Source organism: Prochlorococcus marinus CUG1416 (assembly GCF_017695965.1).
Lineage (GTDB): Bacteria > Cyanobacteriota > Cyanobacteriia > PCC-6307 > Cyanobiaceae > Prochlorococcus_A.
Genome location: NZ_JAAORM010000005.1, coordinates 465,555 through 488,272 on the forward strand (window position 1 = coordinate 465,555; position 22,718 = coordinate 488,272).

Annotated in this window: 24 protein-coding genes, 2 tRNA genes and 1 other RNA gene; 9 read left to right on the forward strand and 18 right to left on the reverse strand. The window is 32.8% G+C overall.

Translation table 11 applies throughout. The features are described 5' to 3' along the window. The first annotated feature begins 9 nt into the window (after positions 1-9). Positions 10-80 (forward strand) — tRNA-Cys (locus HA146_RS08835). A 209-nt stretch (positions 81-289) separates the two neighbouring features. Here the strand turns inward: HA146_RS08835 and HA146_RS08840 are convergent. From HA146_RS08840 to purM, 3 genes are all read right to left on the reverse strand, one after another. Then, entirely contained in the window at positions 290-457 is a 168-nt protein-coding gene (locus tag HA146_RS08840; RefSeq protein ID WP_209109169.1) for a hypothetical protein, read from the reverse strand. Beyond that, positions 444-1,088, reverse strand: a complete 645-nt coding sequence (locus tag HA146_RS08845; RefSeq protein ID WP_209109170.1) for a histidine phosphotransferase — start codon at positions 1,086-1,088, stop codon at positions 444-446. Before HA146_RS08845 ends, HA146_RS08840 begins: the two co-directional genes overlap by 14 nt. 99 nt (positions 1,089-1,187) lie before the next feature. Then, entirely contained in the window at positions 1,188-2,231 is a 1,044-nt protein-coding gene (purM, locus tag HA146_RS08850) for a phosphoribosylformylglycinamidine cyclo-ligase (protein WP_209109171.1), read from the reverse strand. A gap of 98 nt (positions 2,232-2,329) precedes the next feature. On the opposite strand from purM, the gene HA146_RS08855 reads away from it, so the two are divergent. Continuing rightward, positions 2,330-3,862 carry a bifunctional pantoate--beta-alanine ligase/(d)CMP kinase gene (locus HA146_RS08855; RefSeq protein WP_209109172.1) on the forward strand — a complete coding sequence of 511 codons (1,533 nt, stop codon included), beginning with the start codon at positions 2,330-2,332 and terminating at the stop codon, positions 3,860-3,862. A 2-nt stretch (positions 3,863-3,864) separates the two neighbouring features. On the opposite strand, the gene HA146_RS08860 is transcribed toward HA146_RS08855, so the two are convergent. The 5 genes from HA146_RS08860 to HA146_RS08880 are packed head-to-tail and all read right to left on the reverse strand — an operon-like array spanning position 3,865 to position 7,049. Then, entirely contained in the window at positions 3,865-4,338 is a 474-nt protein-coding gene (locus HA146_RS08860; RefSeq protein ID WP_209109173.1) for a low molecular weight protein-tyrosine-phosphatase, read from the reverse strand. Between the two features lie 32 nt (positions 4,339-4,370). Then, entirely contained in the window at positions 4,371-5,132 is a 762-nt protein-coding gene (locus HA146_RS08865) for a phycoerythrobilin:ferredoxin oxidoreductase (RefSeq protein WP_209109174.1), read from the reverse strand. Beyond that, positions 5,133-5,843, reverse strand: a complete 711-nt coding sequence (locus tag HA146_RS08870; protein WP_209109175.1) for a 15,16-dihydrobiliverdin:ferredoxin oxidoreductase — start codon at positions 5,841-5,843, stop codon at positions 5,133-5,135. It lies immediately after the preceding gene. A 6-nt stretch (positions 5,844-5,849) separates the two neighbouring features. Further along, positions 5,850-6,560, reverse strand: coding sequence for a heme oxygenase (biliverdin-producing) (locus HA146_RS08875; protein WP_209109176.1), 711 nt, complete (start codon positions 6,558-6,560; stop codon positions 5,850-5,852). A 57-nt stretch (positions 6,561-6,617) separates the two neighbouring features. Then, entirely contained in the window at positions 6,618-7,049 is a 432-nt protein-coding gene (locus tag HA146_RS08880) for a hypothetical protein (RefSeq protein WP_209086337.1), read from the reverse strand. A gap of 210 nt (positions 7,050-7,259) precedes the next feature. Here HA146_RS08880 and HA146_RS08885 point away from each other — a divergent pair, with 210 nt between their 5' ends. Beyond that, a complete protein-coding gene (locus HA146_RS08885) occupies positions 7,260-8,684 on the forward strand; it encodes an NADP-dependent isocitrate dehydrogenase (protein WP_209109177.1) in 1,425 nt (474 codons plus the stop codon). Between the two features lie 2 nt (positions 8,685-8,686). Here HA146_RS08885 and HA146_RS08890 read toward each other — a convergent pair whose 3' ends face one another. The 4 genes from HA146_RS08890 to HA146_RS08905 are packed head-to-tail and all read right to left on the reverse strand — an operon-like array spanning position 8,687 to position 13,220. Next, positions 8,687-10,033, reverse strand: a complete 1,347-nt coding sequence (locus HA146_RS08890) for a four-carbon acid sugar kinase family protein (protein ID WP_209109178.1) — start codon at positions 10,031-10,033, stop codon at positions 8,687-8,689. Between the two features lie 13 nt (positions 10,034-10,046). After that, on the reverse strand, positions 10,047-10,901 hold the full coding sequence (locus tag HA146_RS08895; protein WP_209109179.1) for a galactose mutarotase: 855 nt from the start codon (positions 10,899-10,901) through the stop codon (positions 10,047-10,049). A 9-nt stretch (positions 10,902-10,910) separates the two neighbouring features. After that, complete coding sequence (locus tag HA146_RS08900; RefSeq protein WP_209109180.1) at positions 10,911-11,810, reverse strand: alpha/beta fold hydrolase; 900 nt, start codon at positions 11,808-11,810, stop codon at positions 10,911-10,913. A 42-nt stretch (positions 11,811-11,852) separates the two neighbouring features. Further along, complete coding sequence (locus HA146_RS08905; protein ID WP_209109181.1) at positions 11,853-13,220, reverse strand: cation:proton antiporter; 1,368 nt, start codon at positions 13,218-13,220, stop codon at positions 11,853-11,855. A 155-nt stretch (positions 13,221-13,375) separates the two neighbouring features. Between HA146_RS08905 and HA146_RS08910 the strand changes: the two genes are divergently transcribed. Next, positions 13,376-15,922: a glycogen/starch/alpha-glucan phosphorylase gene (locus tag HA146_RS08910; protein WP_209109182.1), complete on the forward strand. Its 2,547-nt coding sequence runs from the start codon at positions 13,376-13,378 to the stop codon at positions 15,920-15,922. Here the strand turns inward: HA146_RS08910 and HA146_RS08915 are convergent. The 3 genes from HA146_RS08915 to HA146_RS08925 form a co-directional block, all read right to left on the reverse strand. Beyond that, positions 15,915-16,370: a hypothetical protein gene (locus tag HA146_RS08915; RefSeq protein WP_209109183.1), complete on the reverse strand. Its 456-nt coding sequence runs from the start codon at positions 16,368-16,370 to the stop codon at positions 15,915-15,917. The genes HA146_RS08910 and HA146_RS08915 overlap by 8 nt on opposite strands. A 31-nt stretch (positions 16,371-16,401) precedes the next feature. Beyond that, complete coding sequence (locus HA146_RS08920; protein WP_209109184.1) at positions 16,402-16,734, reverse strand: hypothetical protein; 333 nt, start codon at positions 16,732-16,734, stop codon at positions 16,402-16,404. A gap of 78 nt (positions 16,735-16,812) precedes the next feature. Further along, positions 16,813-16,886: transfer RNA gene (locus HA146_RS08925), tRNA-Arg, on the reverse strand. A 38-nt stretch (positions 16,887-16,924) separates the two neighbouring features. Between HA146_RS08925 and rnpB the strand changes: the two genes are divergently transcribed. Together rnpB and HA146_RS08935 are read left to right on the forward strand one after the other, a co-directional pair. Continuing rightward, positions 16,925-17,303: RNase P RNA component class A (gene rnpB / locus HA146_RS08930), an RNA gene on the forward strand. 21 nt (positions 17,304-17,324) lie between these two features. Further along, complete coding sequence (locus HA146_RS08935) at positions 17,325-18,074, forward strand: ribonuclease III family protein (protein ID WP_209109185.1); 750 nt, start codon at positions 17,325-17,327, stop codon at positions 18,072-18,074. Between the two features lie 2 nt (positions 18,075-18,076). Here the strand turns inward: HA146_RS08935 and HA146_RS08940 are convergent, their stop codons facing one another. Further along, positions 18,077-18,262, reverse strand: coding sequence for an NAD(P)H dehydrogenase subunit NdhS (locus HA146_RS08940; RefSeq protein ID WP_209109186.1), 186 nt, complete (start codon positions 18,260-18,262; stop codon positions 18,077-18,079). 24 nt (positions 18,263-18,286) lie between these two features. On the opposite strand from HA146_RS08940, the gene rimM reads away from it, so the two are divergent. Continuing rightward, positions 18,287-18,826, forward strand: coding sequence for a ribosome maturation factor RimM (rimM, locus tag HA146_RS08945; protein WP_209109187.1), 540 nt, complete (start codon positions 18,287-18,289; stop codon positions 18,824-18,826). Positions 18,827-18,859: 33 nt separating this feature from the next. On the opposite strand, the gene glmS is transcribed toward rimM, so the two are convergent. Both glmS and psaC read right to left on the reverse strand, forming a co-directional pair. Beyond that, positions 18,860-20,755 carry a glutamine--fructose-6-phosphate transaminase (isomerizing) gene (glmS, locus tag HA146_RS08950; RefSeq protein WP_209109302.1) on the reverse strand — a complete coding sequence of 632 codons (1,896 nt, stop codon included), beginning with the start codon at positions 20,753-20,755 and terminating at the stop codon, positions 18,860-18,862. A gap of 80 nt (positions 20,756-20,835) precedes the next feature. After that, positions 20,836-21,081, reverse strand: a complete 246-nt coding sequence (psaC, locus tag HA146_RS08955) for a photosystem I iron-sulfur center protein PsaC (RefSeq protein ID WP_007099573.1) — start codon at positions 21,079-21,081, stop codon at positions 20,836-20,838. 133 nt (positions 21,082-21,214) lie between these two features. On the opposite strand from psaC, the gene acpP reads away from it, so the two are divergent. Together acpP and fabF are read left to right on the forward strand one after the other, a co-directional pair. Further along, complete coding sequence (gene acpP, locus HA146_RS08960; RefSeq protein WP_209109188.1) at positions 21,215-21,454, forward strand: acyl carrier protein; 240 nt, start codon at positions 21,215-21,217, stop codon at positions 21,452-21,454. Positions 21,455-21,460: 6 nt separating this feature from the next. After that, positions 21,461-22,705 (forward strand): beta-ketoacyl-ACP synthase II, encoded by a 1,245-nt coding sequence (gene fabF, locus HA146_RS08965; RefSeq protein WP_209109189.1) that lies wholly within the window; start codon positions 21,461-21,463, stop codon positions 22,703-22,705. The last annotated feature ends 13 nt before the right edge of the window (positions 22,706-22,718 follow it).

Sequence of the window (22,718 nt, forward strand, 5' to 3'; positions counted from 1 at the left end):
ATCTTTTTCGGCGGCATGGCCAAGTGGTAAGGCAGAGGATTGCAAATCCTTTATCCCCAGTTCGAATCTGGGTGCCGCCTTCTTTAATTTTGATACTAAGTTCACTATAAACCCCTCTAGAAACTTAAGTTCTGTATATCTGTTATACATTTTCTAGGGACAATTTAGTGGAATTACTGGTCTGCACGTGGCCGGCAAGTTGACCAAATTTTCATTCCAAAATATTTTTAATAATTTCATTATCTCACTTGTTTACTACAGATTATTTTCTATATATATTTGAACGATTTTAGTAATCATTATCTGCTACACACATTCCTAAACATCTAACACCATTTGATGTTGTCCTTTTGCAATGATTACATAAAATAACATCTTTATTTGAAGGAAGATTAATTTTTGAACTATTTTGAACCTTTAAACTTTTTAACTCTTTTTTTGAATCAAATAGAGCCATTCTTGGAGTTATCACTTGAATCGATACTAACAACAAGTGAAGCATTTGTGCTTGAAGAGGGTATATCCATAACTTTTACAGTTTCTTTGGGCTCTTCAATAATTTGATTTTCTTCAATACTCTCATCGACTGCACATGCTTCAAGAGCTTCTCGAAGTAATGAATCAAAAGTTGCTCCTGGCAATCTATGTCTAGCGACCTCGAGAAAAGTTCTAGGTAACGATTCAGAAGCAGCATCTCTCAACGCAGGATTATTCTTTCTATGTTCTTGTTCTTCTTCTATGGATTTGATAAACCTAAGTGTGACATCTCTTTTGGTAGAGGCTTTTATAAGCGTGTCATTTTCAGGATTACTAATATCAGGCTCATTTTCAAGATCAATAAGCCTTTTTTCCAAACTATTTAAAACTTCATTAGCTTCTTTACTGATATGAGCTAATTGACCATCTGACAAATTAGGCAAATCAGCCACAAAAACCTTCCCATGATCCCTAAGTGTCAGGAAAGTAGGTCTTGGGCCTTGAGACTGTCTACCACTAAATTCAGAATTATTACCTATTGGTCTTTTTGGAGGTGTAGGACCTGCTGAACTACGTCTACGTGTAATTCTTTGATTATTTGCAAAAGGCATTGAATTAAAGGTTAAATCTTAATACTTAAACTTCCGATATAACTCGGTGGTAATTTTATTATATTACACATAACTTTTTCATTTGGGTATAAAAAAAAATTAAGTTAAAATTTCAGGTAAAAATTCACTAATTGTTGAATCATTTTTTCGAACTATCTTTCCAATTTCCCAACTATCTATGTCATGATCTTTACAGATACTTAATATCGCGTCCTTAAATTGTTTATCGATAATTAAACAGAATCCGACTCCAAGATTGAAAGTATTCCAAAAATCTTTTTCAGGAATTGATCCTTTCTCTTTAAGGAATTTAAATAAAATAGGTATTTCCCAAGAACTGGTATTGATATAAGGAATAAAATCAGAAGGCATACATCTTGGTAAATTTTCTGGAATTCCTCCTCCAGTAATATGAGACATTGCTTTAATTTCTATATTTTCAGATAACATTTGGTTAATCACATTATTGTAAATTTTTGTAGGTTTCAATAACTCATCATAAAAATTTAAGTGAGAAACTTTTTCAAATTCTTTATCTATTTGATTATTATTTTGAATAATTTTTCTTACTAAACTAAAGCCGTTACTATGAACTCCATTACTTTTTAAAGCAATTATTAAGTCATTTTCAGATACTTTTTTACCATTAATAAGCTTATGCTCATCAACTATTCCAACACAAAATCCTGCAAGATCATACTTATTTTTTGAATAAAATCCAGGCATTTCAGCAGTTTCTCCGCCAAGTAATGAACAGTTATTTTCTCCACAACCATGTGAAATTCCCTGAATAACCCTCAATAATTGTTTCTTATCAAGTTTACCAGTAGCAATATAATCCAGAAAAAATAAAGGTTTTGCCCCACTAGTAATGATATCGTTCATGCACATAGCAACTAAATCAATACCTACCTCAAAGTGAAAGTTTTTACTTTGGGCTAATTCTAATTTTGTTCCAACACCATCAGTTCCTGAAACAAGAACTGGTTTTTTAAAACTATCGATAGGAATTCTAAACAGACCTCCGAACCCACCAATACCCTCAATCACATTAGATGTATGAGTTCCCTCAACTGCCTGTTTAATTTCGGAAACAAATTCTCGCCCAGCTTCTATATCAACACCTGATGTTTTGTAATCCATGAAATAAAAATGATAGACTTTCCCTATATAGATATTCCTCCTAAGATTGCTTTTGTCCAGTAATTATTTATCAAATAGATTTATTTTTTAAAAACAAAGTGAAGAAAGTAATCATAAGGAAAACTGAAGAAATAGAAAATTGGAGGAGAAATATAAATAGTGAAATTAACTTCATTCCAACAATGGGTAATCTTCACAATGGACATATAAAACTAATCTCAACAGCAAAAAATGACAATTCTAATGTTAATTTAGTAAGTATTTTTATTAATCCACTTCAATTTGATAACAAGTTAGATTTAGAGAATTACCCTAAAACAATTGATAATGATATAAAAATCTCCTTTTCAAATGGCGCAGATGTCATCTTCATCCCAAGTAATGAAGATATATATCCACCGAATAATAAAAATATTAAATTCCTAAAAGCTCCAATAGAATTATCTTCTGCATTATGTGGATTAAATCGAATTGGACATTTTGATGGCGTTTGTACAGTAGTTTATAGATTACTTAATCTCATCAAGCCAAAAAATCTTTACTTAGGAGAAAAAGATTGGCAACAACTTTTAATTTTAAAAAATCTTGTCCTAAGAAAGAAATTAAATGTTGCTATTAAATCTATTCCTACACAAAGAGATTTTGATGGAATTCCTTTAAGTTCACGTAATTTACATTTATCAAAAAACGAAAGAAAATTGATTAGTTTTTTTTCAAGTGAGTTATTAGAAGCAAAAAGAAATTTTCAACAAGAAAAAAAGATCAATGTAAACGAAATAATTAAAAAGCTATCAGCAAAAAAAATTTCAATTGAATATTTAGAACATTTACACCCTCATACACTCCAAAAAGCAAGACTTGAGGATAATATTTCGTTACTGGCTGGTGCGATAAGATGTGGAGAGACAAGATTAATTGATCACGTTTTTCTAATGAAAAGAAGTCCGATTATTGCAATTGATGGTCCTGCAGGGTCAGGTAAAAGTACTGTAACAAAGTTAATAGCGAAGAAACTTAAACTTTTATATTTAGATACTGGAGCAATGTATAGGGCATTGAGTTGGCTTATGATAAAAGAAAGTATTGATTATAAAAAAGAAAAAAAATTACAGAATATTCTTCAAGATATATCTATTGTTTTCAAGTCGAATACAAATTCATATCAGGATGTTTATGTTAATAACTACTGTGTTACTGAAGAAATTAGGTCGCAAAAGATAAGTTCCATCGTTTCTAAAATTTCCTCAATAAAAGAAGTAAGACAATTCTTAGTAGAAGAACAAAGAAAAATTGGAGAATCAGGTGGACTTGTAGCTGAGGGAAGAGATATAGGAACTACTGTTTTTCCTCATGCAGAACTTAAAATATTTTTAACTGCTAGCATCGATGAAAGAGCAAAAAGAAGACAATCTGATAAGAATAGTAAAGACTCACAAGAAATAGACCTTAATACATTAAAAGAGCTTATAAAGAAAAGAGATTTTGAAGATTCCAATAGGGAAATTTCACCTCTAATAAAAGCGAAAGACGCAATAGAAATTATTACGGATGGATATTCAATTAATGAGGTAGTGGATAAAATTATTGATCTTTATAATGACAAAATTCCTAAAGAGACTGAGATCAAATAAATTCAAGAAATACTTTCCAAAAAACCGTTTACAGAGTCTTCTAAAATATCAAGCACATAATCGAAGCCCTCATCACCTCCAAAATATGGGTCAGGAACTTCTTGCTCATTAAAAACTGATCTAAAATCTTGTATTTTTTTAATTGATGCAAAATCAGTTGAAACTTTTCTATTTTTAAGATCTTGAATATTTCTAAAATTTGAGTTGTCCATCGCAAGAATATAGTTAAATTCGTCAAAATCTTTGCTAGTAATTTGACGAGCCCTGCTTAAGATATTTATATCTCTCCTTTCTGCCGCAATTCTCATCCTAGAGTCAGCTTTTTTTCCAATATGCCAACTCCCAGTTCCAGCAGAATCTACAATAAAGCCATCGGTTAATCCCTTCTTTTCAAGTAGACTTATAAAGATAGCTTCTGCTGCAGGAGACCTGCAAATATTTCCCAAACATACAAAAAGAACAGAAATTTTTTTCATATGATTTAAAATTTCAATAAATTATAAGCCTTTTAAGTAGTAAATAAAACTTCTTTAATTAAAGATTCAGTAAATTCTTTACCAAACAAACTCGACAACATTGGCCTTGCTGGATCGTTATCTCTTCTATATTTCAAATAATTATTTTGACCATTTATTAATTCTTTTTGCAGTTCCATATTGGCTTCTTTGCTTGCGAAAAGAATTTCCAAATACAAATCAAGATATTCCTTAAATGAGGTATAAAGCTGATTAGCAATTAAAAAATCACTTCTTTCTTCTTTAGGTAATTTGGACCAGATTACTCCTGGAGAAAAAAATCTAGCTACATCCGCAGACATTTTTTCAGCTAATGGGAGTGATGAATGACAATGATTTTTAAGTTTTATAAGTTTTTCTAATAACTCATTATTGTATTGATTGTGTATTTTTAATGAAGGCTGAAAATCTAATACTAATAAATGACTATTAGGTAGAGAAACAAAATCTACTCCAAAAAATGGGACGTTATAAATAGTATTAGGAATAATTAAAAAATTTAAAACAGAATAATTTGGACTATTTATACAAACTGCTCTTGCTAATTGAATTCTTTTTTTATGAGTTACACCCCAAGTAGAGAGATTCACATTTTTTTTTGATTTTTTTGAACCATAAGTTGAATCTTTATAAGAATATTCCGAGGGTATTATTTTTTCTAAACAGTTATATCTAATTAAATTATTAGTTAAATATTTTAGAAAATTATGCCATCTCCAATCTGACCTGTAAAAAATAGTATCTTGTATTAACATTCAATGAATAATCTCATTATTTAATGTAAAAAGAAATTTATTGATAAATTTTTTTGTCCATTGTTCTCCAAAAAAAGATTTAAACAATTTATCTGCAGGGTCTTTTTCAAAACTGTACCTATCATATTTAATTTGATTAATCTTTATTTCTTCTGCATTTAAAAATTGATTAACAGGATTAGATTTATAAATTTTCAAATAATTATTTACAAATGAATGGAATATATTATTTAAATCTCTATCAAGATTTAATTTATTTCCTCTACATATAATCACCCATGGGGAAAAATACTTTTTTGAATCATATATATTCTTCATTTTATTATTATCAAATGCAGAATATTTTTTCTTAATACTACCTAAACTTGAACAATATTTTTCAAGATACTTGCCTTCTTGAATTAAAGGTTGATAATCAAGTACTGCTAATAACTTTTGAGAAGTTCCAAACCATAAAATATCCGCTCCTAAAATAGGCATTTCACTATCAAAATTTGGATATGCGACAGTATTAAACACTTGCAATTTTTTGCCACCATCTAATCTTGTTATTCGCCACTTTCTATATTCGGGAGATGAAAAAAGCCAATTTTTAATAATATATTTTGAGTCTGCATTGTGATGTTCTTTGAATTCGCTAGATATTTGTACTTCATGACCATTTAATTCATCAATATTGGTTTTAAGGAAATCAACTAATGAATCAAACATAAATTACTAAGTCTCGGTGCTTCCTTTCCTTACTTTTTTTGTAATGTAATTAAATACAATCTTGCCTAAAACAGCAATCAAGTTACCTTCAAGCTCCTTAAACATTTTCATATTGTAAGTAAAAGCTTGATTAGCTTCATCAATAATTTGATCAGCAGTCTTTTGATTTATTGGAAGTTGATTCAAAGTAAGGGAATATTCTTCCTTGAATTTCTTTTCATCAGCAATTAATTCAAACTCATAAAAATTTAAACCATCATTTCCCTGCAAATTTAATGCTTTTTTAGCGATCCTTTTCAAAATTTGTCCCCCAGATAAATCTCCTATATAGCGAGTGTAGTGGTGACCAACCAATAGTTCTGGTGATTTTTTTGCGACCTCTCGGATTCTTTCAACGTATTCTTTTGCTGAGTGAGAAATATTAATTTCATTCATCCAGTTATCACCAAAATAAAATTTAAGATCATTTACAAGAGTTTCTTTCCTGAATAATGATTTAAAACCTATAGGTTTTATGACGGGATGTTCCTCATTGACCAGTCTTTCAATTTCTTCTTCCATAGCTTCATAAACAAAATATAAATCACTAATTAATTTTCTATAAGATTTTTTTTCAACAACTCCTTTTAAAAAACAAGCTACAAAGCCAGTATTTTCTGCCATAGTGTGGGATTTTTTTGTCCCTTCTCTTAATTGTCCTGCAAGAGCGACTGCCATATATTTTGAATTATTTTTGTCAGTGTATTTAATCTACAAGGAAAATACATAAAACAGCTAATTTTTGTTACCAGCGGATGTTGTAGAGAATAGCTTATAAAGTTCTTTACAAACCAAAAAAAGGTTATCTTTTTGTTCCTTTTGCGGTAGATGAGTGCCAGTCATTTCCCAATCACCTATGGTAGCCACTCTCCATCTCTCGGAGGGAACAATCATACCTCGCATTATTATGCCCAACAATTTCGGGACTCTGTCATTATTATCATTTTCAATTCTTAATTGTAAGAGTATTGCTCTGCATTCAATAAGAGGACTCCAACCAGGGAAATGAAACGCAAAATCAATAGTATCTTGCATGGATTCATTATTTGAATTGTCCCAGGGACTAAAGTTTACGCTTGCATCTGGAAAATATTTCCGAAACAAAGCTGCAGTAGAAGCAATTTTATTAGCTATTTCAACATTACTTACATTGGAACTCGCATTCATAAGTAGCTGAGTATTTTTTTGAAAATGACATAATTTGCTTTAACTTGCTTATTAACTACCTTTTCTTTTAATAAAGATGTTGAAATGCTGATCAATAAAGTATTCTCTATTCACATTTGACTAATAAATTTCTAGGTTTTAAAGAAAATAACTCATCGCAAATTACAATACGAGGAACTTCAATGAGTTATCTTTTATTAATTCAATGCTATGCCAAAATTTGAAAAATTAACTTTACCTAATGAAGGCGAGATAATAACTTTTAATCAAGGCAACCCTAAAGTTCCTAATAATCCAATTGTCCCATTTATTAGGGGTGATGGTACTGGAGTTGATATTTGGCCTGCTACTCAAATCGTTCTTGATTCAGCGATTAAAAAAAGCTATGGAGATGAAAGAAAAATTAATTGGTTTAAAATCTATGCAGGCGATGAAGCTTGTGAACTTTATGGAACATATAACTATCTCCCTCAAGATACTATTGAAGCAATCAGACACTTTGGTATAGCCATCAAAGGTCCTTTAACGACTCCCATCGGTGGAGGTATTAGATCTCTTAATGTTGCATTAAGGCAAATCTTTGATTTATATAGCTGTGTTAGACCATGCAAATATTATTCAGGCACTCCAAGCCCTCACAAAAATCCCCAAAATTTAGACGTTATTGTTTATAGAGAAAATACTGAGGATATCTACATGGGAATTGAATGGGAAGCGGAGGATAATAATTGTCTTGAATTAATTAATCACTTAAATAACGTTGTCATACCAAAAAGTAAAAATTTAAAAAATAGATCCATACCAAACGGATCAGGTCTTGGAATAAAACCGGTGAGTAAATCTGGCAGCCAAAGGCATATTAGAAAAGCTATTGAACATGCTAAAAGATTATCAGGAGATAAACGGCATGTGACTCTTGTACATAAAGGGAATATCATGAAATATACAGAAGGTGCATTTAGAGATTGGGGATATGAATTGGCAGTAAATGAATTTAGAGAAGATTGCATTACAGAAAGAGAAAGCTGGATTTTAGATAATATTCAGAAAAATCCAGAAATTACAATTGAAAATAATGCTCGAAAAATTGAACCAGGTTTTGACAAGCTTACGAATAACAAAAAAGCATTCATTTGCGAAGAAATTAAAGAAGTTATTGCATCAATATCAAATTCTCATGGAGATGGAAAATGGAGAGAACTTATTCTTGTTGATGATCGGATAGCTGATAGTATATTTCAACAAATTCAAACTAGACCTCAAGAATATTCAATTCTTGCAACATTAAACCTTAATGGAGACTATGTTTCCGATGCAGCTGCAGCAATTGTTGGAGGCCTAGGTATGGCTCCCGGTGCAAATATTGGAGATAATGCAGCAATTTTCGAAGCTACGCACGGTACCGCTCCAAAACATGCGGGCTTAAACAAGATTAATCCAGGCTCAGTAATTCTTAGTGGTGTAATGATGCTTGAATATTTTGGTTGGGATGAAGCAGCTAACTTAATTACTAATGGTTTAAGTAAGGCAATAGAGCAAAAAAAAGTCACCTATGATCTAGCACGCTTAATGGAACCAAAAGTAGAGCCCTTATCCTGCAGCAGTTTTGCTGAAGAAATTATCTCCAATTTCTAATTTTAAAAATTATTTTTATTTTCAAAAACTTTCCAAATATTAACCAGTGAATCTTTAGTGCCAATGTTTCCAGGATGAGTAACAATAGGAAGTTTTTCATTTTTTAGGTTATAAGTCACCACTGAAATGCCTGTTAAAATCTGTCCCTCAAGATAAACATAATCTGCATTAAGTCCATTACTAAGAATCAAATTTGTTGTTATTCCACCTTTTGAAATCAAATATCCTATTTCATACTTCAAATCTGCGACTAATTCAGCAATAAAACAAGCAAGTAAATTATAAAAATTAAATAGTTTAGAAGAATCTAAGGACATAAATTTTCTTGAAGTAAACAAAACAGGAGTTTTTCCTTTCTCAAAAGAAAATCTAATTTCTTTCAAAAATTTATTTTTAAACAAATTCCTTCGCTTCTGATTATTATCTGATGAAGTAATTTTAAAGAATTCAAAAACATCTAATTCAACTGGATTGCAATTACTTATCTCTAATAAATTATTCAATTGAATTGTTGAAAGTTCTACATAAGATCCAACAATTATCAGTCCTGGAAGAAAACTCTTTTCTTTATTTCTTATTCTTAAATTAGAGAAAAACATTTCACTCTTAGAGACACTTTCTTTCTCAGAAATTGAACTTATAAAACTTGCTGCAGTTCGAAAAAGGAATTTTTTTTGTTTAATTAATTTTTTAATTACTAAAGAAAATTTTTTTAGTTGAGAATAATTTTCTACATCTACAATTACATGTTTATTATTCTTTAAGTTCTTTAGTGTTTTGAAAACAATATTATTCTCTTCATCATTTAGCATTTCGATATCTGACAATAAAAGATTTTGAATATCTTCAAAATTTATTTGCGATTTACTCTGCTGAAATAAAAGATTCTTGACATTACTTGTCTCATATCCAAAAATTTTATCTTTTGCAAAAATTGTTTGACTAATAGGTGTTTTGTCAACAAAATGTGATCCATTAATTGTTAATCTTTTACCCTCTATGAAAGCTGGAATATGAAAAGTAGCATCACAAGGACCTAAGCAACTATTTAGGACATTTGGCTCTAAAAAGTTATGTCCCCTAAGAGTAGAGTCTCCTCTACTTATAAAAATAATTTCTTCTTTATAAGCTAGAGAAGCTATAACGGTCTTAAGATTTGTGCAAATTTCCTCTATTGTTAATTTCGCATCATTTTCCGATAGTGACCTTGTATTAGCCAAAATAAAAAATAAATTAGATTTAGATTCAAAACCTTTGACTAAAGTTGAGCAGTCCCACTTAATAAGTAATAAGCAATCGTGAACAGTTTGAGAGCCTGTGGGGTCATCATCTATAACGACTAATTTCATAAGTATTTCATAATTACTTAAGAGAATTTATTTGTATTGAGGCATTTAACCTTTTACTATCATTTGAAGGAATCATAATGTTTCTAAATCCATCAACAAAAGAATTTCGGGGACTAGTCCAAGGTTCGAGACAGATCATTCTTCTTGGAGGATCACTCCAAATAACGCCTAAATCAAAAGGATATGGATGATTTAAAGTTACCTCTCTGTTAAAAACTTTATCGCGAAAAGAGCTTCTACCGGAAGTATACATAAGTAGATCAACTCCTAAATTAATTTTGTTTAATTCATCTAAAGTATTACTTATAATGTTTCTTTCTTGATCATGACAATTACGTGGATTATCAATAAACTCTAAATTTTTGAAATCTGAAACATTAAAATAAGGATGCAAACCAAAATTTATAGGCATAGCGTTGTCTGTTTTATTATAAATCGTAATTTCAAATTCTAAACAATTAATTTTTAAGTTAACTTCAATTCTTAGTTCGAAATCGAAAGGATAATATTTTTTAGTTTTTTTAGATTCATTTAAAAATAAGCATAAAGATTTTTCATGGTCATTAAATGAGTGTTGCCATTGCAAATCCCTAGCGAAACCATGTTGTGTTAGTTGCAAATACTCTTTTCCAAATACTGAAGTAGAGGTATTGAGATTTCCACAAATGGGGAACAAGATAGGAATGCCTCCCCTAATACTTTTTGTCTTATCCATGAATCTTTTTTCATCGAAATAAAGTATCTCTTTACCATCCGAAATCCAATTTGTAATAATACCCCCTCTTTCAGGACAAAATTTAATGTAGTTATTTTGATCTAATTGAAAGACAAAAATTCCTTGGTCTTTATTAGATAATTTAGTTTGCACAATTGTTACTTAAAGAGAATCAACCCAATCCAAAATATGCTGATTAACTAATTCAGGAATTTCATCATGAGGACAATGTCCAGCCTCTAGAATAATTTCCTTTGTATCCTTTGGAGTGAATTTTTTGTATAGATTTCTTTTTTTAGGGGTATTCATCCATGGATCTTTGCCTCCCCAGAGAAGTAATAATGGTGAATCTAGTTTTGCGAATAACTTATCTAAAGGTAAACCCTGAGGACCTGAGGGATTAAATACACTTCTAAAAACATTAAATGCTCCATAATCTAGAGAAGGCTTTCTTATGGACTCAACCAAAAAATCATCAACATTTTTTTTATCAACATAAACCTGATTCAAAGTTTTTTTAATATTGTTTGGATTTCTCATATTTTCAAAAATCAAACGTTGAAGAACAACATTTTTCAAAAATATCCCTGCAATTGTTTCGATAGAAGTTTGCAACATATTCTTCTTTGTAGTTTTTTCTTCACTAAAATATCCAGCAGCATTGAGTAATATGACTCCAGCATTAAGTTCATTTAATTCTGAACCAGCTGCTAAGGCTGCATAGCCACCTAATGAATTTCCCACAACAATTGTAGGTTTTCTTATTTTCTCTTTTACGTAAGCTATAACCTGATCTTTCCATAAAGATCCTGAGTATTCAACATCTTGAGGCTTAGGACTTTTTCCAAAACCAAGTAGGTCCATCGCATGAACTTCATATTTGTTGCTCAAAGTAGGGATATTGAATCTCCAATGATCCGTAGAAGCCCCGAAACCATGAATTAATAAAATTGCACATTCTTTTGAGGTATTTTCTGGCTTAGCTGAAACAGTATATATTGGGTAATTTAAAAAATTCCAGTCATAATTTAAATCACTATTTATTAGAGCTGATTTTTCCATTACTTATAATTATATGCTTAACAATTCTAATAAAATTATTTACTAAAGAAGACCAACAGGATCAGCTGCAACATCATCTGATATTTTATTACCACCACCTGGTGTCTTATCTTTTAAAACGATTCTTAAAAGAACAGGAGCCAGAAATGTCGTACCAATAACCATTAATAAAATTGCTGCTTCAAGTGAGGGAGTAAGAAGACCAGCGCTTGTACCTAGACCAAGGAATATTAAACCAACCTCTCCTCTAGGCATCATCCCTAAACCTACAACTAGTCTATTGGTAGGTTTATCACTTGAAAATACCCATCCAGCTGCAATTTTTCCAATAATTGCAACAACCAACAAAAATCCTGCGACTACAAGAGCTGATCTACTTGTTGGATCAAGAGGATTGATAACTGATAAATCCATTCCAGCTCCAACTAATACGAAGAAAATGGTTGCAAATAATGATACTAAAGGTAAAACTGATTGTTGAATAGCATGATTATTTTTAGAACTACTAAGAATCAATCCAGCGGCAAAAGCACCTAAAGCCGCCTCTAACCCAATTGCTGTTGCCACGAAACAACACAATACAAGTATCACAAAAGACGCTACCACAACAGCACCAGGAGCCTTTAATCTATCTAATAGCCAATCAAAACCTGGTGCTGCTGTTCGACTTAATGCAATAGCCGCAATAACAAATACTACAGCTGCTGCTACTAATTTCACGATAGGAGCAATTTCTAAAGAACCTCCAGCAGCAAGAGCTACAACAACTGCGAGAATAACAATACCCAAAATATCGTCTAGAACTGCAGCACCAATAACAATCTGTCCTTCTCTAGTTTTCAAATATCCTAATTCACCGAAAACACTTGCAGTAATACCTATACTTGTAGCTGTCATAGATGCTCCAGCAAATACTGATGGAATTAGATCTACTTGGAAAATAAACATTAATCCAAGAGTTCCAAAAGCAAACGGTAAAATGACCCCAGCCATAGCAACAGTAAAAGCCTGTGCACCTACAGCCACCAATTCTTCTAACTCACTTTCTAAGCCTGTTAAAAATAAAAGTGCATATAAGCCAAGTGTTGCTACTGCTTGTAGGGATGGAAAACTTTCGAAATAAACATCAGGTACTGCCTCAGGGGGAATAGAAGCTAATGAACTAATAAAATTTACAAGCCCTTCATTTAGTTCAGTTCCAGCGGAGGGTGGAATCAACAGGTGGAATCCCGATGCTCCTATTACTACTCCTGCAAGAAGCTCACCTACAATCGTTGGTAAACTTAGTCTTACTAATACTTCTGCCAATGCTCTTGCAGCTAAAAATATCAATAGAAATCTTATAACTCCTATCAACGTTTCAGCAACTTCTAAATCATGTGCACTTAATTCAGCAAGTAAAGAATACATATGAAACTCGAGAAAAAAATAAACTACATAATTGGAAGATAGTTTATTGAGGGCCCACTTTAAGAACTATGTAAAAAAAAAGCAAAAATACTCAACAAGTGTGGATCTGAAGTTACAACAAAGAAATTTTCTAAAACATGGCTAATGTCTGATATATGGCTAATCAAATGAATCCCAACGAACCCTTCGATCTACGCTTGCCTACGCCAGGCTGCTACTTAGATCCTGAGAAAGCTGGCATGGATTCTGATGCTGTTTTTCAAGGAATGACAGCCCATCTTTTCTACACACTTGGAAAGTTAGCTACTTCTGCAAGTCCTCACGACCTGTATATGGCTTTAAGTTACGCAGTTAAAGATAGGCTGATGACAAGATATTTAGCCAGTCAAGAAGTTATAAGAAAAAAACCACAAAAAACAGTCGCTTACCTATCAGCAGAATTTTTAATAGGTCCTCAATTAAGTAATAACCTACTCAATCTTGGCATCACTCAAGAGGCAGAAGATGCTTTAAAGAGATTCGGGATTGAATCATTATCAACGATTCTTGAAGTAGAAGAAGAGCCTGGACTAGGTAATGGTGGACTTGGCAGACTTGCCGCATGTTATATGGAATCACTAGCATCTTTACAAGTTCCAGCAGTTGGTTATGGTATTCGCTACGAATTTGGCATATTCAATCAGTTAATCAGAGATGGTTGGCAAGTTGAAGTTACTGATAAATGGCTGAAGGGTGGGTGGCCATGGGAGCTACCGCAACCTGACGAATCATGTTTTGTGGGTTTTGGAGGTAGAACTGAAAGTTATAGAGATGATAAAGGAAACTATAGATCAAGATGGATACCTTCAGAACATGCTATCGGAGTTCCTCATGATGTTCCAGTGCTGGGATACAGAGTAAATACATGTGACAGATTAAGATTATGGAGAGCTGATGCAACAGAAAGTTTTGACTTTTATGCCTTCAATATTGGTGATTACTATGGAGCAGTGGAAGAAAAAGTTGCATCTGAAACTCTTTCAAAAGTTCTGTACCCAAACGATGGAACTGATGAAGGTAGAAGATTAAGACTAAAACAGCAACACTTTTTCGTAAGTTGTTCTCTTCAGGATATGTTAAGAAGCCTTGAAAAAAGATCAATACCAATAACAGAATTTCCCAGACATTGGACAGTCCAATTAAATGATACTCATCCTGCAATTGCTGTAGCAGAATTAATGCGACTTCTCATTGACCAATATCAAGTAGGTTGGGATAAAGCTTGGAACATAACAACCTCATCAGTTGCTTACACAAACCATACATTACTTCCAGAAGCTTTAGAAAAATGGGATTTAGGTTTATTTAATGATCTCCTTCCTAGACATCTAGAAATTATTTATGAAATTAATTGGCGATTTCTACAGCAATTAAGACTACGTTATCCTGGTGATGACAAAATCCTTCAAAAACTCTCAATAATTGATGAAGAAGGTTCCAAATCAGTAAGAATGGCTCATTTAGCTACGATTGGCGCACATCATATAAATGGGGTAGCAGCTCTTCACTCAGATCTAATTAAAAGGCAACTTCTTCCTGAATTTGCAAAATTATGGCCTGACAAATTTACTAACGTTACTAATGGCGTTACTCCAAGAAGATGGGTTGCTCTCTCAAATCCATCATTGTCTTCTCTTCTTGAAAAAGAAGTAGGTCCTGATTGGATAACCAATATGGAGCTTCTGAAAAAGTTAGAGGGAAAAAAAGATGACACCAATTTTTTAGAACAATTTGAAGAAACTAAACTAAATGGAAAGCGAAAATTAGCTAGCTTTATCCACTCAAAAACAGGTATACTCGTCGATCCCTCCAGTTTATTTGATGTTCAGGTAAAGAGAATTCATCAATATAAAAGGCAACATTTAAACGCCTTACAAATTATTGCTCAATATCTAAGAATCAAAAACGGTATAAACAAGTATGAAGTACCAAGAACAATAATCTTTGGAGGTAAAGCTGCGCCAGGTTACTTTATGGCAAAACTAATGATTCGATTCATTAATGGTATTGCTGATGTAGTGAATTCTGACCCAGATATGGATGGTCTATTAAGGGTTGTTTTTTTACCGGACTATAATGTAAAGCTTGGCGAAATAGTTTATCCCGCTACAGATCTTTCAGAACAAATTTCAACTGCCGGAAAAGAAGCATCTGGAACTGGAAATATGAAGTTTGCTATGAATGGAGCATTGACTATTGGAACCTTAGATGGAGCTAATGTGGAATTAAGAGACCTTGTAAAGAAAGAGAATTTCTTTCTTTTTGGAAAAACTGAAAGTGAAATTATGGATTTAAAAAATAATAATTACTCGCCCAAAACTTATATTGAAAAATGTCCCGAGCTGAAAGAATTAATACGTTTAATTGAAATTGGCCATTTTAGTAACGGTGATAAAGAACTATTTAAACCTTTATTAAATAGCTTGACTGGATATGACCCATTCTTTGTGATGGCTGACTTCGAAGACTACTTAAAAAAACAGGATGAAGTCAGTAAATGCTGGAATAATAAAAAATCTTGGAATAAAATGGCATTATTAAATACTGCAAGATCAGGTTATTTTTCATCAGATAGATCTATTAGAGAGTACTGCAAGTCAATTTGGAAAGTATCTCCAATGCCTGTAGAGATTACTTGCGATGTCGAAAAATTAACTAATTAATATTTTTCTTATCTGGGAAATCTGGAGTTTGATGAAATAATCTGTTTAAGATTAATCTATCCACATTTAATGGGTCTGGAGCTAATTCGTTTGCAATTTCTTGAAATTTAGATTCAATATTAGTTGAGATTTTTATATCAAAAATTCTTTCCATTAATGCTTCAATTGAATATAAATACGCATTAACACTTTCAAGTTCATCTAAAACTTCTGTAATTTCTATATCAGAAATGTGTTGTTCTTCTGGACTTTTATCCTCATTAGATTCTTTTTCAGATAATTGTCTCTGCAATTCATTAGTAACCTTACTACAAAGAGTTCTGAAAGATTGAATAGATGCCCAATTTAATTCTTGTTGCTGCTTAAAAGTAGGAAATTCTCTAATAAGACGATCATGCTCTTTATAAAATCTCTTACAATCAGAGCATTGACATGGTTCTTCAGCCAAAAGAAAATATAACTCTACTTATATCATCTCACTATTTGGGCATAATTGTAGGACCATCCAATAATTCGTCATTTTCATCAAGTGAATCTGGACTATCTGGCAAAGGTATCTCAATACTAGTAACCAAGTTGATGACATCTCTTAATCTCATAGAATCAGCAAACCATCCCATTGCTTGTTCGGCATCTCCTCTTTTTTCAGCATCATTTGCTTGATCTTCATGAGCTTCAGCCAATAAAGCAAGCCAGCATAAACATCTCGCTTGAACTATCGAAAGATCTAAATCATTAGGCTGGGATTTAGAAATACGTTCGTGCTCTTGTTGAATTAAGAGCTTTAAACGCATATCATGCAACTTAGGCATAAAATAGTTATTACTAACTATACGCTAGCTAGAGAGTGGCATGTTTGCACACATACTACATATAGTTTATTACTTTAACGGGACTGGCGGGAGTCGAACCCACGACCTACGGTTTAGGAAACCGTTGCTCTATCCTGCTGAGCTACAGCCCCAATAGATGCTTTTTGGAGTAATAAGTACTATGCTAAATGAAAGCAGGAGAGGCAATCGCAAAAAAGTTTTATTTTGTTTCCAAAATAAAACTTTTTTGAGGAAAGTCCGGGCTCCCACATGGTCAGGCTTGCTGGGTAACTCCCAGTACGGGAAACCGTGAGGATAGTGCCACAGAAACATACCGCCTAATACTTTTGTATGGCAAGGGTGCAAGGGTGCGGTAAGAGCGCACCAGCAACATTGAGAAGTGTTGGCTAGGTAAACCCCGGCTGGGAGCAAGGCTTAGTAGATTTATGACCATTACACAATCTACTTTTAAGTGCCGCTTGAGACTGCGAAGTAATTCCAGCCCTAGATAGATGATTGCCCATCTTATTTAAGATGAACAGAACCCGGCTTATGACCTGCTTTCTATTAGTCGTGATTATTTAAATAATATGGCCAATGTAATGAATGGAAAGAGAATTAATCAAATAATTACTTTTTTAAAGTCTTTAAACATTAAATCCAAGAGATTTTCTGAAATAATAAGAACACAGAATATTTCCGTGATTGAAGATTTTAATCAAGCATTAATCCATTCCTCAAATGACAAAATAATAAATTACGAAAAGTTGGAATTCTTCGGGGATGCAGTACTCAGGTTAGCTGCTTCAAATTTTATTGAAAAAAAATATCCTCAGATGAGTGTAGGAGAAAGATCAGAGCTAAGAGCGCAAATTGTAAGTGATGAATGGTTAACTAAATTAGGGGGGGAAATTGGCATAGAGAAATTAATAATTAAAGGGCCTAAAGCTCTTGGTGATGAAAATTCAAAAAACACTATTATCGGGGAATCTACAGAAGCTTTAATCGGTGCCCTTTATAAGTGCTTTAATTCAATACAGGAAATAAATCTATGGCTAGATGATATTTGGGAGGAAGATTCAGAAATCTTTATAAAAGCTCCATATAAATTCAAATCAAAGACAGTATTACAAGAGTGGTGTCAAAGTAAAGGCTTTGATTTGCCAGTATATAAAATAATTGAAGTCTCTTCAAAAAATGGGGACCCAAAAAGATTTTCTTGCGACATATTTATTGAAGGATTAAAACAATCTTCTGCATTTGGTAAATCTCATAAAGAAGCAGGAACAAATGCAGCTAGAGTTTTGATAGAAAAATTTCTAGCTATAGGGAAAATTTAATTTTATACTCTTTCTAAATTAGTTAGCTGAAAAGTTATGAGTTTATCCCAATTACCTCCTTCAAACAGAACAGCTGCTCTTTTTTTGGTAACTCTTTGTACAAAACCTTTATATCCTCTATATATAGAGGCCGTGTCTTTTACAACAACAAAAGAACCAGGGAGTATGGGTTTAGTCGATAATTCCATAGAACACTTTATTCAATACAATATATGATAAATAAAAATGAATGGTTGGTTGTTGGATTGATAACATCATGTCACGGAATTAATGGACAAGTAAAGGTGAAATCTCTAAGCGATTTTGAAGAAAGATTTTTAGAACCAGGAATGAGATGGTTGCAAAAAGAAAATGAACCTCCTACAAAAATAGAACTCACCTCTGGTTTCAAAAGGCCTGGGAAAGAAACCTTTATCATTAAGTTCCAAGGAATAAATACTAGAAATCATGCAGAGCAACTTAGAAAATATAAAATTCTTGTAAAAACTAATAAACTTCCTGAATTAAAAAAAGAAGAATTCCACTTATTGGAACTTGTGAATTTACAAGTCAAGACATTAGAAAATAATGAATTAAAAATAATTGGTAAAGTTATTAATTTAGAAAATGAAAAAAATAATCTACTTGTTATTGAACTTTTTAAAAGTCAAAAAACAGTTCTAATACCATTTGTAAAAGAGATAGTACCATTGATAGATATAAAAAATAATTTTCTTATCATCAATCCTCCCAAAGGACTTTTAGAGCTATAAATTTAAAAAAATAAAGCTTTATAAGAGACTAAATCATTCCACAGTTACGCTTTTAGCTAAATTTCTTGGTTGATCTACGTCCAGTCCTCTATGAGCTGCAATATGGTAACTCAATAATTGCAAAGGCACTATATTAAGTAAAGGTGAAACCCATTCATTGGAGGAAGGAATTTTCATTAAATAATCAAAGATTTCAGTTCCATTACATTCAGGAGCAATTCCAATCAAATATGAATCTCTAGCTTTTGCTTCTTGAGCATTACTGATCACTTTATCAAAGACTTCCCCAGGAGAAGCTATAGAAATTACAGGTACTTTTTTATCTAACAAAGCTATTGGACCATGTTTCATTTCACCAGCTGGATATCCAGCAGCATGAATATAACTAATTTCTTTTAGTTTTAATGCTCCTTCAAGAGCAATAGGATAATTTATGCCTCTGCCTAAAAAGATTACATCTTTAATGTTAAAAAAATCATGTGCTAGCTTTTCGGAAGATTGATTATGTTTCTCTAAGAGATCTTCTAGTAATGGAGGCAGTTTTATAAGTTCAGTGATTAATTTACCTATTTCATCTGGACTTTGACTGTCTTTAATTTGCGCAAATTTTATAGCTAATCCATAAAAAGAAAGTAATTGTGCAAAAAAAGTTTTTGTTGCTGCAACTCCCACTTCTATTCCTGCACAGATATCGATTATATTTGGAACCTGCCTTCCTATCGAGCTATCTTTTCTATTAGTTATTGCAATAAGATTGGGTTTAAATTTTTTATCTACAATTGCAGACCGTCTTTTAATTTCCATATCTATGGCTGCAATTGTATCAGCAGTTTCTCCAGATTGAGTGACTCCAATAGTTAATGTATTTGGCAGCAGTGGTGGTGGTGAATATCGAAATTCGCTTGCATAAAAGACATTTGTAGGGATACCTGAAAATTGTTCTAATAAAAAACTACCCACCATTGCAGCATGTTTACTTGTACCACAAGCGATAATGTCAATTCTCTCAATTGATTCAAAAAACTTTGTATCAAAGGAATAGTTAATCTGATATTGACCATTTTCTGAGTTTTTAATTAAATAATTTTCCAACCAATTTTTTGCAGTCCCGGGCTGATCATATATCTCTTTTAACATAAAGTGTTTGAAATTCATCTTATCTATTATTTGCTCTGAGACTTTTAAGGAAACTGGATTTCGATATTGTCTCTCGTTATTTGAGTCATATATTTCTATTCCAAGAGGAGTTAATAAAGCTATCTCCTCATCCTCCAAAGGCAGAATAATATTAGTAAAGTTTGCAATGGCTGGCGTATCGCTTGCACACATAAATTCTCCTTCTCCCAATCCTATAATCAAAGGTGCTTGTCTTCTTGCAACAACCAGAGATGTAGGGGCACCTGACCATAAAACTGCTAACGCATAAGATCCTTCTAAATCAGAAATTACATTTCTTACAGCTACTAATAATGTTGAACCATTATTCTCAAGCTTGAGTTTACTTAATGTGTTTAATTCTCTTTGAATTAGATGGGGAATTACCTCAGTATCTGTATCAGAATTAAAAATAATACCCTCTATCTCTAATTTATTTTTTAAGTCTTGAAAATTTTCAATAATGCCATTTTGAACAACTGCTATATTTCCTGAACTATCAGTGTGAGGATGGGCATTTTTTACTTCAGGCTTTCCATGAGTTGCCCACCTAGTATGACCTATACCAACAGCACCAGAAATATTCTTATCATTAAGACTGCTTATTAAATTTCTGAGTTTTCCTTCTGCTTTGTGACAAGTAATATTTTTTGTCTCAGATTCTATAACTGCAATACCAGCGGAATCATAGCCTCTATACTCAAGTTTTTCTAAACCATTCAGCAACAATGGTAAAGCTTTTTTATATCCGGTAACAGCAACTATTCCACACATACAATAATTTTTTTTCAATTATATTGAAAAAAAATGAGTATGTATTAAAACATGGACTCTCTTAAAACTGCCCTACAAATTTAATAAGCTAAGCCCATACTCCTAGACGTTTCATCTCCTAAATAAACACGTATACTCAAGAAATCTGTTGGACAAGCCGTTTCGCATCTTTTGCATCCTACACAATCTTCAGTTCTAGGAGATGAAGCGATTTGGCCAGCTTTACAGCCATCCCAAGGAACCATTTCTAAAACGTCTAGTGGGCAAGCCCTTACACATTGGGTGCATCCAATGCAAGTGTCGTAAATTTTAACTGCGTGTGACATGTAAAAATTGTCTTTTGAACCTCGTTATATAATACTATTGTCTTACAAAGAAATTAAAAAAATTAAGATATGCTTCACTCTTGTTAACTCTAGGGCATAAAATCATATAGATAATTAGTAAATTCCATAAACTATGTCACAAGAAATCCTCGAAAAAGTCTGTTCTATTGTTTCAGAGCAATTAAGCGTTGAAGCATCAGAAGTAAAATCGGATTCAAATTTCCAAAATGATTTGGGTGCCGATTCTCTAGATACAGTTGAATTAGTTATGGCTCTAGAGGAAGCATTCGATATTGAAATCCCTGATGAAGCAGCTGAAGGGATAGCAACAGTTGGCGATGCAGTTAAATTCATCGAAGACAAAAAGGGTTAATCAAGGATGCCAAATTTCCATCGAGTAGTTATTACTGGTATCGGAGCAGTAACTCCAATTGGTAATAACATTGATGAATATTTACTTAGTCTTCAAAAAGGGATTAATGGAGTCTCAGGTATCACTCTCTTTGATCCTGGACAACATCCTTGCAAATTTGCAGCAGAAGTAAAAAATCTTCAATCTGAGAATTTTATTGAGGCTAAAGAATCGAAAAGGTGGGATCGTTTTTCACAGTTTGGAGTTATTGCAGCAAAGCAAGCCTTTAATGATTCTGGACTTGAAATTACTGAAGCTAACGCATCAAGAATTGGAGTAATTATTGGCTCTGGTGTTGGAGGCTTACTAACTATGGAAAGTCAAGCTCAAATACTGAGTCATAAAGGACCAAAAAGAGTAAGTCCATTCACAGTCCCAATGATGATTCCAAATATGGCAACTGGACTAGCTGCCATTGCTTTGGGTGCAAAAGGACCAAGCTCCTCTGTTTCCACTGCCTGCGCTGCTGGTTCTAATGCAATTGGCGACTCTTTTAGATTACTCCAACTTGGCAAGGCAGATGCAATGATCTGTGGAGGTGCAGAAGCCAGTATTACTCCTCTTGGAGTGGCTGGTTTTGCCAGTGCTAAAGCTCTTTCTTTCAGAAATGACAGTCCTCAAACAGCAAGTAGACCCTTTGATGCAGAAAGGGATGGATTTGTTATTGGAGAGGGATCTGGCATTCTTGTGTTAGAAACTTTAGAAAATGCACAAAAAAGAGATGCGAGAATCTATGCAGAAATCATTGGATATGGAACGACATGCGATGCTCATCACATCACTGCTCCCTCCCCAGGCGGGGTTGGAGGTGCAGAAGCTATCAAACTAGCAATTGAAGACAGTTCTCTCAACCTTGAAAAAGTTGATTACATAAATGCTCATGGAACAAGTACATCAGCTAATGACAAAAATGAAACTTCTGCAATTAAATCTATTTTTAAAGACAGATCTTACCTTATTCCTGTAAGCTCTACTAAGTCGATGACTGGTCATCTCCTAGGAGGCTCAGGAGGAATAGAAGCTGTAGCTTGTATACTTTCTTTGACACATAATTTTATCCCTCCTACAATTAACTACGTCAATCCAGATCCTGATTGTGATCTTGATTATGTACCAAATAACGCAAGAGAAGCTCAAGTAGGAGTTGCTCTTTCTAATTCCTTCGGCTTTGGTGGTCACAATGTTTGCCTTGCTTTCAGCAAAATGAACTAATGATAACCAAATC

What these genes read in the sequence shown, in the direction of transcription:
- HA146_RS08840 (WP_209109169.1), bottom strand. Translation starts at nt 457, where the DNA reads ATGGCTCTATTTGATTCAAAAAAAGAGTTAAAAAGTTTAAAGGTTCAA.
- HA146_RS08845 (WP_209109170.1), bottom strand. Translation starts at nt 1,088, where the DNA reads ATGCCTTTTGCAAATAATCAAAGAATTACACGTAGACGTAGTTCAGCA.
- purM (WP_209109171.1), bottom strand. Translation starts at nt 2,231, where the DNA reads ATGGATTACAAAACATCAGGTGTTGATATAGAAGCTGGGCGAGAATTT.
- HA146_RS08860 (WP_209109173.1), bottom strand. Translation starts at nt 4,338, where the DNA reads ATGAAAAAAATTTCTGTTCTTTTTGTATGTTTGGGAAATATTTGCAGG.
- HA146_RS08865 (WP_209109174.1), bottom strand. Translation starts at nt 5,132, where the DNA reads ATGTTAATACAAGATACTATTTTTTACAGGTCAGATTGGAGATGGCAT.
- HA146_RS08870 (WP_209109175.1), bottom strand. Translation starts at nt 5,843, where the DNA reads ATGTTTGATTCATTAGTTGATTTCCTTAAAACCAATATTGATGAATTA.
- HA146_RS08875 (WP_209109176.1), bottom strand. Translation starts at nt 6,560, where the DNA reads ATGGCAGTCGCTCTTGCAGGACAATTAAGAGAAGGGACAAAAAAATCC.
- HA146_RS08880 (WP_209086337.1), bottom strand. Translation starts at nt 7,049, where the DNA reads ATGAATGCGAGTTCCAATGTAAGTAATGTTGAAATAGCTAATAAAATT.
- HA146_RS08885 (WP_209109177.1), top strand. Translation starts at nt 7,260, where the DNA reads ATGCCAAAATTTGAAAAATTAACTTTACCTAATGAAGGCGAGATAATA.
- HA146_RS08890 (WP_209109178.1), bottom strand. Translation starts at nt 10,033, where the DNA reads ATGAAATTAGTCGTTATAGATGATGACCCCACAGGCTCTCAAACTGTT.
- HA146_RS08900 (WP_209109180.1), bottom strand. Translation starts at nt 11,810, where the DNA reads ATGGAAAAATCAGCTCTAATAAATAGTGATTTAAATTATGACTGGAAT.
- HA146_RS08905 (WP_209109181.1), bottom strand. Translation starts at nt 13,220, where the DNA reads ATGTATTCTTTACTTGCTGAATTAAGTGCACATGATTTAGAAGTTGCT.
- HA146_RS08910 (WP_209109182.1), top strand. Translation starts at nt 13,376, where the DNA reads ATGGCTAATCAAATGAATCCCAACGAACCCTTCGATCTACGCTTGCCT.
- HA146_RS08920 (WP_209109184.1), bottom strand. Translation starts at nt 16,734, where the DNA reads ATGCCTAAGTTGCATGATATGCGTTTAAAGCTCTTAATTCAACAAGAG.
- HA146_RS08935 (WP_209109185.1), top strand. Translation starts at nt 17,325, where the DNA reads ATGGCCAATGTAATGAATGGAAAGAGAATTAATCAAATAATTACTTTT.
- HA146_RS08940 (WP_209109186.1), bottom strand. Translation starts at nt 18,262, where the DNA reads ATGGAATTATCGACTAAACCCATACTCCCTGGTTCTTTTGTTGTTGTA.
- rimM (WP_209109187.1), top strand. Translation starts at nt 18,287, where the DNA reads ATGATAAATAAAAATGAATGGTTGGTTGTTGGATTGATAACATCATGT.
- glmS (WP_209109302.1), bottom strand. Translation starts at nt 20,755, where the DNA reads ATGTGTGGAATAGTTGCTGTTACCGGATATAAAAAAGCTTTACCATTG.
- psaC (WP_007099573.1), bottom strand. Translation starts at nt 21,081, where the DNA reads ATGTCACACGCAGTTAAAATTTACGACACTTGCATTGGATGCACCCAA.
- acpP (WP_209109188.1), top strand. Translation starts at nt 21,215, where the DNA reads ATGTCACAAGAAATCCTCGAAAAAGTCTGTTCTATTGTTTCAGAGCAA.
- fabF (WP_209109189.1), top strand. Translation starts at nt 21,461, where the DNA reads ATGCCAAATTTCCATCGAGTAGTTATTACTGGTATCGGAGCAGTAACT.